The 353-nt window shown below is 40.8% G+C and carries 1 protein-coding gene; it reads left to right on the forward strand.

What is annotated here, in order from left to right:
* A partial coding sequence (locus CWB75_RS18915; protein WP_171039137.1) for a peptide-methionine (S)-S-oxide reductase occupies positions 1–353 on the forward strand: 353 nt, incomplete at both ends.

Consider the following 353-nt stretch of genomic DNA (forward strand, 5'->3'; position numbering starts at 1 on the left):
AATAACTAAGCTATCGCGGCGCTTTGAGGAAGATAACTACGCGGAAGTGGAGCAGGGTACATTAAATAGCAATATTATTTCGGCAAAAGAGCTGCTGCAAAATTATTACGAAAGCCACGATCCGACTCAAAAAAACCGCCAACGTAATGATGTAGGCTCACAATATCGCTCTATTATTTTAACTACAAGTGACGAGCAAGCAAACACCGCGATTGCTGTAACCCAGCAATACCAGCAGATACTCACCAAAGCAGGTTATGGAACAATAGCAACACAAAGTAACACACAAGCGCAAATTAATTCGGCTGAAGAATATCACAAAAATTACCTTGCTAAGCATGAAATCGCTGTTT

Origin of the sequence: Pseudoalteromonas sp. S1608 (assembly GCF_005887265.1) — a bacterium.
Lineage (GTDB): Bacteria > Pseudomonadota > Gammaproteobacteria > Enterobacterales > Alteromonadaceae > Pseudoalteromonas > Pseudoalteromonas undina.